Consider the following 9,256-nt stretch of genomic DNA (forward strand, 5'->3'; position numbering starts at 1 on the left):
GAGATGGTCATGCCTGGCGACAACGTCACCGTCAAGGTTGAATTGATTGCACCAATCGCCATGGACGAAGGCTTACGCTTTGCCATCCGTGAAGGTGGTCGTACCGTTGGGGCCGGTGTTGTCTCTAAGATTATAAAGTAAGGTTTCTTTTATGGTGAGCGTTCCCCAAGACCTTTATTTGAATGCCAAATCTTGGCCATTTGAGGAAGCTCGCCGCATCCTGAATCGCGTAAACAGCAAGACCCCTGAAAAGGGATATGTTCTGCTGGAAACGGGGTACGGCCCATCGGGCTTGCCCCACATCGGAACATTTGGCGAGGTCGCACGAACATCGATGGTGCGCCAAGCCTTTCAACGGCTGAGCGATATCCCAACGCGCCTGTTTGCCTTTTCCGACGACATGGACNNNGTTGAAACAGCATTTGGGCAAACCACTGACCCAGGTGCCAGATCCATACGATCAGTTTGAAAGCTTTGGGCATCATAATAATGCGATGCTCAGGCGTTTTTTGGATTCCTTTGGATTTGATTATGAATTTCAAAGCTCCACCGATTGGTATAAGGGTGGCCAGTTCGACGAAGTCCTGCGCCTTGTGTTGCAAAACTTTGATGCTATTATGGCCGTTATGTTGCCAACCTTGCGTGATGAACGCCGGGCGACGTACAGCCCATTTCTGCCTATCTGCCCAACGACCGGCGTTGTGTTGCAAGTCCCGATGGTGGAAATTCGCCCAGATTCTGGATCAATCGTTTATCGTGATCCGCAAACTCAAAAACTAATCGAGGTTCCCGTTACCGGTGGACAGTGTAAGCTTCAATGGAAGATTGATTGGGGCACTCGGTGGCGCGCTTTTGACGTTGATTATGAAATGTCCGGGAAGGATTTGATTGATTCGGTTAAGGTTTCCAGCCAAATTTGCCGCATCCTGGGTGGCCGAACGCCAGAGACATTGACGTATGAATTGTTCCTTGACGAGCAAGGGCAAAAAATATCCAAATCAAAAGGAAATGGCCTGACGATCGATGATTGGCTGACGTATGCTCCCCATGAAAGTTTGGCATATTATATGTTCCAGGCGCCTCGAAAGGCAAAGCGGCTGTATTTCGATGTCATCCCGCGCGCGGTTGATGATTATTTATCTCAGCTGGCGAAATACGCGGAACAAACCCCTGAACAACAAGTCGATAACCCCGTTTATCACCTGCACAATGGCAATCCCCCGCGCGGTGATTCGGGGTTGAGTTTCAATATTTTGCTGAACCTTGCATCTGTTTGCAATACAGAGGATCCAGCCGTCCTTTGGGGATTTGTGCAGCAATATTTGCCGGATTCGTCCCCGACCATGATGCCCATGTTGGATCGTTTAATTCAGTACGCGTTGGCATATTATCGTGATTTTGTGAAGCCACAGAAACACTTTCGCCCCGCGACAGAGGTTGAGCTTGCAGCGCTGCAGGATTTGCATGCTGCCCTTGGGTTGTTGGCGGCCCATGCATCGGCGGAGGATATTCAGGCCACCGTTTTCGAGGTTGGAAAGCGCCACCAATTTACAGATTTGCGTGCGTGGTTTGGGGCGCTTTATGAAATTCTGCTGGGCCAAAAAGAAGGACCCCGCATGGGATCCTTTGTGGCGCTGTATGGCGTTGAGAATATGAGGCAATTGATTTCGACACATATGTAGTTGCGACATCAAGGGGTTAAAAGAAAGTTGTGAAAGTGTGTTTATTACATATTCAAGGTATGCCATAACAATTCTGTCCATTTGTCGATTCATTTTTATTATGGTGGCGAGTCATGAAAACGCCACCGGGGCCGCCATCATTCCTTCTGATCGCATTCAAACATATTCCAAAATTTCCACAGCGTTGGCCTGTCTTAGCGACCAGGAACTTTCCGCCCGGTTAGAAAGTGCCCTGGAATTGCATTCTGGCATTGGCGGAAAACTAGCATTACTGACCATAAATGGTGTTCGCGTCTTTGTTAAAAAGATTCCCCTGACCGATCTTGAACAACGGCCCCAAAATATCCGGTCCACGGCAAATATTTTTCATTTGCCCCTATATTATCAGTACGGTGTCGGCTCAACCGGCTTTGGTGCGTGGCGTGAACTTGCTGCCCACATCATGACAACCAATTGGGTGATTGCTGGTGATTGCCCCTGTTTTCCATTGATGTATCATTGGCGCATAATGCCGGCGCCAAAGCCAAATCCCCTTAGTCCTGATGAACAAGAGGCCCTGGATAAGCGCGTCAAATATTGGGAAAGTTCAAAGGAGATCCGAAACCGTTTGGCGAGGCTTCACGACGCCAAGGCTTATATGGTTTTGTTTGTCGAATATATTCCCCAGACTTTAAACCAGTGGCTTAAGGAAAAGTTTCAACGGGGTGGTGCCGTAGCGGATTCAGCCGTTAAGTTTGTTGACGATAACCTTGGTGCTGTTGTGACCTTTTTAAAGAAACAGGGTTTTGTTCACTTTGATGCCCATTTTCATAACATCTTAACGGATGGCAACCTTGTTTATTTAAGCGATTTTGGGTTGGCTTTATCCCCTCAATTTGATCTGACCGACGCTGAAAAAGAATTTTTGCGCCAACACAATGATTACGATCGCCGTTTTGTGGCGATGAATCTGTTGAAAAACATCATGCGCGGCCTTTTTGGCAAAGAAATTTCTTGGAATAGTTTGCTGAAAAATTATTTAGAGCATGAAATTGGGCCCGCAAGCCCAACGATTGATGTCATCATTCAAAAATATGCAAAGGATGCGCTTTCTATGGGTGAATTTTGTAATAATCTGATGAATGAAAGCAAGAATGCGGTTTATCCGTTTTAAACTCCAAAATATCCCCCGGTTGGCAATCCAAATGCTCGCAGATGCTCTCGAGCGTGGAAAATCGGATGGCTTTGGCTTTGCCCGTTTTTAGGATCGACAAATTTTGAACGGTAATGCCCATTAATTCGGCCAGATCCTGAAGCTTCATTTTCCTTTTGGCCAACATGACATCAAGATTCACAATAATTCCCATAATGTGCCCCTTTATATGGTGAATTTCTGGTCATCGTGAAGCTTGCTACCCTCTAGCATGACCCAGGATATGACGATGAGGATGAGCCCGAAAAACAGGGCCTCTAGGTTCGGTGTGCCATAACTGATAGCCACATAACGATGACCCGGTGGATTGGAAAACGTAACCGCAAGAATCATCAGGGTATCGGCCAGGGGTTGCGCAATCAGGGCATCCAAAAAGCACAACCACCCCAGTTTTTTATAATGGGTCGCGTTGATTGTATTAAAAATCTCGCCCTTTTGATAATTTTGAAAAATTGATCTCAGGACAAAAAGGCTCAAAAAGAATGGTAAGGATCCGATTGCATGCGAGGCAAACCCCGCGCCCTTGGAAAAAAGAGTCCAATTAACCGTGCTAAGATTAACGATGCCCTCTGGTGCGTTAATGGGGTTCATCAAGATACCCTCTGCCATCAAATGTTTCATCGTGCCCGTGTCAATGAAAAGCCATTGAAGAATGATGTATAGCGGCAGAATAATGACCAGTATTGTTAAAATAGTTAAAAGATAGGAACTGACTTTTTCGATTTGTTTCATAATGACACCGTGTAAAATTGTTTATCTAGGCACAGATTACAGCGGGTATAATTGAAAAGCAATAACTTTTTATCGTTTATCGATAAAAAATGAATGATTTTGGATGATGCTTACATTAATTTTAACGCCAGACTGAATTCATTGGCAAATTGTTCACCAAACGACAGCAACATCCCCGATATCACAAGGGCCAAAACAAACAGACCCAACCCAATCTGCAACGGCATCGCGACAAAGAAAATCTGCATCTGGGGGACAAGCCTGTTCAGTAAACCAAAAGCCAATTGCAGAATAATGCCAACCAACAAAAATGGGCTGGAAAATTGCACTGCAATCACAAAAACCCGACCCATAATATGGACAAGGGTATGCGCCATATCGCCGATCATGGAATGCCCATCCGCCAGAAATGCGCTGGCCGCCTGCACGGGGAACAGCGCATAGCTATGAATAACCGCATAAATCATCAGGTGATGCAGATCCAACACCAGAATCAATGTCGTCCCGGCCATGCTGAGCATCATCGCGGTAATAACGCCCTGGGATGCCATGCTGGGGTTAAACAGGGTTGCATTGGACAGATTTAACTGATAACTGATGATGCTGCCAGCAACATCCAAAATGCCCAACAGCGTTCGCCCTACAAGCCCAATAAACAACCCAATGGCCAATTCCCGAATCATCAAAAAAGCTACCGGCATATAATTTGAAAAATCAGACGGCAAGTTTTGTGATAAAAATGGTGTCATGGAAAAGCCAATGACAATCGCCATCATCGCCCGAAACCGTGGTGGAATTTCGGCCTGGCCAAAGGCAGGCATTGTGATTACCATGCCAGCAACCCGAATGAACACGATAAAAAATTGATAGAATTCCTGAATCAGAAACGAACGATTCAAGTGGCGATCCTTGAAAAAAGCTGTTCTGTGAATTGGATAAGTGTCCTTAACATAAACGATCCCAAGAAAATCATACTGAAAAGCAAGGCAAAAAGTTTGGGCACAAAGGTTAGGCTTTGTTCCTGGATTTGGGTCAATGCCTGCAACAAAGAAACAATCACCCCGATGACTAACCCAATAAGCATCAGGGGTCCGCTTACCTTTAACATGACAAAGACGGCTTCTCGTAAAAGGTCACCAATCATCGCTGCATTCATCGTTTAGGGTACCATCATTGAACGTCTACGAAAATCTTGACATACTCACCAACAACAAGATAGACAAAACTGTTTGCCTTTGATATCTTTGTTCAAATATAGATTTTGTTTTTTTTAAAAGAATTGTAGGGACGATGTTTGCAATTGTCAAAACCGGCGGTAAACAATACCGTGTCATGGAAAATAAGGTTATCCGCGTTGAGAAATTAGACGTTGAGGCAGGATCCGTTATTAACTTAACGGAAGTACTGATGATCAGTGATGGCGTTGATATAAAAATTGGTGCGCCTTTGTTAACGGATGTTACGGTTCAAGCCACTGTTTTGGATCAAATTCGCGACAAAAAAGTGATTATTTTCAAGAAAAAGCGTCGTCATAACTATCGTCGTAAAAATGGTCACCGTCAGAATTTGACTATTCTCAGAATCACAAAGATTTCGGCGAATTAGTATTTATTTTTAGGTCAAGGAGTTTAAGTTATGGCAACAAAAAAAGCGGGTGGTAGCTCACGGAATGGTCGCGATTCAGCCGGTCGTCGTTTGGGCGTAAAGAAATATGGCGGACAAGAAATCACATCAGGCAGCATTATCGTTCGCCAACGTGGAACAAAAGTTCGTCCGGGAAAAAATGTTGGTTTAGGAAAAGACCACACATTGTTTGCATTGATTAGCGGTATCGTAGAATTTTCAAAGGGACGTCAAGATCGTTCATTTGTATCTGTGTTGCCTGTGTCTGCAGTGTCCGTATAGTTTTCTGTTTCTGGGTTCCCCGCTAAGGTGGGGATCCATGAAAATCAGCTTTCTTAATCCCCCGTCCTATTTTTCAAGAACAGGACCACATCTCGCAAAGAATTGTTTGAAAGACCTGACACTTCGTCCACGGCCTTTGCATACAAATTCTGTGCTTTTTGCTTTGCTGCAGTCATGCCCATGACAGTTGGTGTAGTCGGTTTGTGGCGTTTCGCATCTGACCCTTGTGGTTTACCAAGCACATCAAACGATGATTCAATGTCCAGAATATCATCCTGAATTTGAAAAGCCTGCCCCAGGGCATGACCGAATCTGCTTAGCCTCTCTATCCAACAGGGATCATTCTGACTCGATCCCAAATATCCTATAACGATGCTTGCCGTTAAAAGCGCCCCCGTTTTGCACCGATCAACCGTTTCCAAATCCAAAATCGTAACGTCTGTGGATGAATTTTCCAGCGCCAAATCCAATGCCTGCCCCCCAATTAATCCTGAGGGGCCAACCGCATGTGTTAATGTTTGAATTAACGCGATTTTGGTTTTATCCGACAATCCTTTGGCCTCAGCAAGCAAATCAAACGCCATCGTGTGAAGGGCATCACCAGCCAGGATTGCGGTAGCCTCGCCATATACTTTGTGGCATGTCGGCTTGCCCCGACGCCAATCATCGTCATCCATCGATGGCAAATCGTCATGAATCAAGCTAAATGCATGAATCATTTCAACCGCCGCGGCCAGGGCATCAAGCGATTCTATGGGCGCGCCAAAACTTTCCCCCGTTGCATAGACAAGAATCGCCCGCAAGCGTTTGCCGCCATCCAATAAGCTGTATCGCATCGCCTGATCAAGGGTGGGGGAGACGCCTGGATTCCGGTCCATTGTCTGGTCCAGATAATTTTCGATGCGCCCCTTGATAGCCTCTAAATTAAACATTTAATATAAATGCCCGGCCGCCTGCTGCAGCGCCGACTTGAACCAAGCCGTGTATTCCGCTGGATTTGCCTCTATTCGTCCCCATAAGTAGTTTATGTTGACCCATTTATGGTCGTCTACTTCATCTGGGTTGGGGTTCAAAGTTAGGCCATCGGCAATGCCAACCACAACATGATCAATTTCATGTTCTGTATATTCATTATCAAATTCGGCATAATAACGAAAAAAACCTGCGCTTAAAAATAATTTTGGCGAAACTCCCAATTCATGTAACGAAGCCCGCTTTGCGGCCCCCATGATAGTTTCACCTGGCATGATGTGCGTGCAGCATGAATTGGACCATAGTCCGCCGCTGTGATATTTTTTTAGGGCTCTTTTTTGGATTAAAATTTCTTTGACATGATCAACCTTTCGTATCAGAAATACCGATACAGCTCGGTGAAGCAGCCCCTTGCGGTGGGCCTCCAGCTTTTCAGACGTGCCAATAATTTCATCATTATCATTAACAAGAACGATTTCTGTTGTCATTTTTTTCCCAAAATTGATAATGGTTCCTTTTTCACTATACCCAGATGGAATGAAAAATGCCAATTCTGATGGTGTTTTTTGCATTTTTTGGCGATCAGGCAAAATTATTGATGAAACTTAACGTGCTGTTAATAATGATGATCTATAATGGATATTATGTAGTAAAAAATAAATCTTGATATTATATCGTTTATAGGACCATAATCATGTATAAAAATCTATTCAACGTAATATTAATTCTGTCATCCATCAGCATTGGATTTGCTGAAGTTTTTGAAACACAACAACCGGGCGAGCAGACAGCGTCCACTGATGCGCAAATCATAGACAAGAAAAGCGAACAATTGGAAAAGCTTGCACGGATGGCTGAAAAGCGAAAGGATTTTTTTGGGGTTGCTGAGGTTTATTATGAGGCAGGTAAAATTGAGGACGCCATAAGGGTAAACCATATGCAACTCAAGCGGGAATATGTGGCGGGGACACAACCAGAACGAGATATGTACAATAACTATGCAGTCAAATCCGAAAAACTGGGTTACTTTGCTGCTGCCTATGATGACTATCGAAAGGCTTGTAACCATACCAAGATAATGGAGTTGGGAAAAATCCTTGCTGAGAAAGAAGAAAGTGAAGAAAATCTCGATGAGGCTGCTAGCCGTTACCTTCAAGCTGAAATACCCGATAAGGTAAGAGAAATGAATAAAAAACTAGCAGAGGAATCTGAAAGCGAAGGAAAATTATTGAATGCCGAATATTACTATCGCCGCGCTGGCATGACGTCAGAAACGCTGCGAATTATGGAAAAATTACCCCAAAAAGGAACCGTGCGGCAATAATGGTTATGCCATCGAACGATCGATTGATAACGCTTTTGCTGAGCCAGGGGATCCTGACGCCCAATCAGATTGGTATTGCTTTGGAGGAACAAAAGCATAAACCCCGGTTGTTGCAGGATATTTTGATCGACCTTAAGTTGATTGATTCGTTTGAATTGCAGAAACTGTTATCGGTTATCACGGGGCACCCCATTGTTGACCTTGGGTCTGTAAAAATAAACACGGCTGCGTTTTCTGTTTTGCCGCGTGAGGTTTGGGCCCATCATAAGGCATTGGCATTTGATTGGGATGGGTCGAATTTATGTATTGCCCTTGCTGACCCTGAGGATATCGTGGTTTGCGACAGCTTGCAGCATCAATGCCAGGCAACCTTGGATGGCTCCGCGCAAATCGTATTTTATCATGCGGATCCTGCGCAAATAGAATGTATCCTGCATAATGACCAATCAACCAGCGCTTCTTATGAATCCGACGGTGCTGTTGAAATTGTGGATACGATTTTGGAAAGCGCTGTATTTTCGGGGGCATCTGATATCCATTTCCAACCAGAGGAGAAAACGATCCTTGTTCGTGTTCGAATCGATGGTATCCTTAGTGTTCTGCAGCGCCTGCATAAATCCATTTGGCCAAATGTGTCTGTTCGCCTTAAGGTCATGGGGCAGCTGGATATTGCTGAATCACGCCGGCCGCAAAGTGGACGGTTTGACCAAAAAATCGCGGGGCATGAAATTGATTTTAGGTTGTCGACCCATCCCACAATTTTTGGGGAAAACATTGTTATTCGTATTCTGGAAAGAAATAAACCGCTTTTAAGTCTGGCGGAGCTGGGGTTTAACGCGGATCAAATCGACTACCTTAAAAAGGTGGCGCACGCCCCGCAGGGATTAATCGTGGTCAGTGGCCCAACGGGGTCTGGTAAAACCACGACGCTTTATGGATTATTTTCCCAAATGGATTGTGAAACGCGCAATATTATGACGCTGGAGGAGCCTGTCGAGTACCAATTATCGGGCATCCGACAAACTGAGATTCGCGAGGGGGGCGTCATCGACTTTGCGGATGGGGTGCGGTCAATTCTGCGTCAGGACCCCGATGTCATTTTTATTGGTGAAATCAGGGACGAAGCCACCGCCAAGATGGCGCTGAGGTCCGCAATGACGGGGCATTTGGTCATTGCAACACTGCATACCTATGACAGCTATGGCGTACCGGCACGATTAATTGATTTGGGGCTGCAGCCGGCATTACTTTCGGGTAATATTTTGTGCGCATTATCCCAGCGGCTGGTTCGGAAAATTTGTCTAAAATGCCAGGGGAAGGGATGCGAGGCGTGCCACACTACGGGATACAAGGGGCGAACGGCGATTGTTGAAATCCTGCCGTTTGACGAGGGGCTTGATGACTTGGTCGCGCAAGGGGGGAACCGTACAGAAATTTTGCGGTATGAAA

General features: G+C 45.3%; 12 protein-coding genes and 1 pseudogene. 7 read left to right on the forward strand and 6 right to left on the reverse strand.

The window, feature by feature from the left end; translation table 11 throughout:
- The 3 genes and pseudogenes from tuf to NTX76_05630 form a co-directional block, all read left to right on the forward strand.
- The coding region (gene tuf / locus NTX76_05620) for an elongation factor Tu (GenBank protein MCX7338738.1) at positions 1 to 141 on the forward strand (141 nt) is incomplete at its 5' end.
- A 10-nt stretch (positions 142 to 151) separates the two neighbouring features.
- Positions 152 to 1,682 (forward strand): annotated as a pseudogene (locus NTX76_05625) (lysine--tRNA ligase).
- 37 nt (positions 1,683 to 1,719) lie between these two features.
- Positions 1,720 to 2,835, forward strand: a complete 1,116-nt coding sequence (locus NTX76_05630; GenBank protein ID MCX7338739.1) for a protein kinase family protein — start codon at positions 1,720 to 1,722, stop codon at positions 2,833 to 2,835.
- On the opposite strand, the gene NTX76_05635 is transcribed toward NTX76_05630, so the two are convergent.
- The 4 genes from NTX76_05635 to fliQ form a co-directional block, all read right to left on the reverse strand.
- Positions 2,774 to 3,028: a helix-turn-helix transcriptional regulator gene (locus NTX76_05635; GenBank protein ID MCX7338740.1), complete on the reverse strand. Its 255-nt coding sequence runs from the start codon at positions 3,026 to 3,028 to the stop codon at positions 2,774 to 2,776. The two genes, NTX76_05630 and NTX76_05635, sit on opposite strands and share 62 nt — an antisense overlap.
- 11 nt (positions 3,029 to 3,039) lie before the next feature.
- Positions 3,040 to 3,606 carry a DUF2975 domain-containing protein gene (locus NTX76_05640; protein ID MCX7338741.1) on the reverse strand — a complete coding sequence of 189 codons (567 nt, stop codon included), beginning with the start codon at positions 3,604 to 3,606 and terminating at the stop codon, positions 3,040 to 3,042.
- A 110-nt stretch (positions 3,607 to 3,716) separates the two neighbouring features.
- Positions 3,717 to 4,505, reverse strand: coding sequence for a flagellar biosynthetic protein FliR (locus tag NTX76_05645; protein MCX7338742.1), 789 nt, complete (start codon positions 4,503 to 4,505; stop codon positions 3,717 to 3,719).
- On the reverse strand, positions 4,502 to 4,762 hold the full coding sequence (gene fliQ, locus NTX76_05650) for a flagellar biosynthesis protein FliQ (GenBank protein MCX7338743.1): 261 nt from the start codon (positions 4,760 to 4,762) through the stop codon (positions 4,502 to 4,504). Before fliQ ends, NTX76_05645 begins: the two co-directional genes overlap by 4 nt.
- A gap of 134 nt (positions 4,763 to 4,896) precedes the next feature.
- On the opposite strand from fliQ, the gene rplU reads away from it, so the two are divergent.
- Complete coding sequence (gene rplU / locus NTX76_05655; GenBank protein MCX7338744.1) at positions 4,897 to 5,211, forward strand: 50S ribosomal protein L21; 315 nt, start codon at positions 4,897 to 4,899, stop codon at positions 5,209 to 5,211.
- 30 nt (positions 5,212 to 5,241) lie between these two features.
- Positions 5,242 to 5,511 (forward strand): 50S ribosomal protein L27, encoded by a 270-nt coding sequence (gene rpmA / locus NTX76_05660; GenBank protein MCX7338745.1) that lies wholly within the window; start codon positions 5,242 to 5,244, stop codon positions 5,509 to 5,511.
- Between the two features lie 53 nt (positions 5,512 to 5,564).
- Here rpmA and NTX76_05665 read toward each other — a convergent pair whose 3' ends face one another.
- Complete coding sequence (locus tag NTX76_05665; GenBank protein MCX7338746.1) at positions 5,565 to 6,443, reverse strand: polyprenyl synthetase family protein; 879 nt, start codon at positions 6,441 to 6,443, stop codon at positions 5,565 to 5,567.
- The gene (gene idi, locus NTX76_05670) at positions 6,444 to 7,055 is read right to left on the reverse strand and encodes an isopentenyl-diphosphate Delta-isomerase (protein ID MCX7338747.1); all 612 of its coding nucleotides are present in this window, start codon (positions 7,053 to 7,055) and stop codon (positions 6,444 to 6,446) included. It abuts the gene before it with no gap.
- A gap of 122 nt (positions 7,056 to 7,177) precedes the next feature.
- Between idi and NTX76_05675 the strand changes: the two genes are divergently transcribed.
- Positions 7,178 to 7,807 (forward strand): hypothetical protein, encoded by a 630-nt coding sequence (locus NTX76_05675; GenBank protein MCX7338748.1) that lies wholly within the window; start codon positions 7,178 to 7,180, stop codon positions 7,805 to 7,807.
- A partial coding sequence (locus tag NTX76_05680) for a type II/IV secretion system protein (protein ID MCX7338749.1) occupies positions 7,807 to 9,256 on the forward strand: 1,450 nt, incomplete at its 3' end. The genes NTX76_05675 and NTX76_05680, both read left to right, overlap by 1 nt.

Source organism: Alphaproteobacteria bacterium (assembly GCA_026400645.1).
Taxonomy (GTDB): Bacteria; Pseudomonadota; Alphaproteobacteria; order Paracaedibacterales; family CAIULA01; genus JAPLOP01.